Consider the following 713-nt stretch of genomic DNA (forward strand, 5'->3'; position numbering starts at 1 on the left):
CTTTGAACTGCTTATCGAAACGCTTTTGCATCGAACTAACCGCAAAGCTGTTGTACGCCGCGTCAAATTTGTTGCCATCGACACCGTTGTCCGTGAAGACTTTCTTTAACTCGTCTTCGTTTTTCGGTGCTTGGCGCTTTTGATGAATTTGCGCGAACATCGCAGGCACCATTTTATCTTCAACACCTAGGGATACCATGGTTGCGTAAGATTTTGCCATTGGCACTGCCATGTCTGCGCCCATAAACGCCACGTGCACTTTTTCAAAGCGTGCTTCTTTTGGCAAAGCCGGTTTTAAGTTTTCAATCACAGATTCAAACTTATAACAGTGTGGGCAGTAAAACGAAAAAAACTCTGTAACGGTTGGTTTAGTCGCTTTCTCAACGTCCAACACTTTGTAGTGTTTACCTTCTTCAAATTGAGCAGCGTGAGCGCTGAAAGCCAGTAAAAGTGTGCTGCATAGTGCAAGTAATTTCTTCATTGTTTGTTTTCCTTCGGGCACAACAGTGCCGTTTTTAAATATAGCTAAGAGCCAGCTAGTGCTGGAGATAAATAAAGAAGAAATCAAACAATCGGAGGTCGGTAAGGTTTATAAATCACAACCACGGCTTTTTCAGTAGGAAGCTTATCAATAAGCGCCAAGCTATAAGGCAGTAGCATCAAGCCATTTTGCGACAAAGTCGTGGGAATTTTCACAATGCAAGAAGAGCTGC

General features: G+C 43.1%; 1 protein-coding gene. It reads right to left on the minus strand.

Features of this window, described 5'->3' with window-relative positions:
- Positions 1 to 481: thiol:disulfide interchange protein DsbA/DsbL (locus tag R8O10_RS25075; protein WP_318191935.1), on the minus strand; the 481-nt coding region annotated here is incomplete at its 3' end.
- Positions 482 to 713 lie beyond the last annotated feature (232 nt).

The sequence above is a fragment of the Vibrio sp. 1727 genome (assembly GCF_033344415.1).
In the GTDB taxonomy this organism is placed as follows: domain Bacteria; phylum Pseudomonadota; class Gammaproteobacteria; order Enterobacterales; family Vibrionaceae; genus Vibrio; species Vibrio alginolyticus.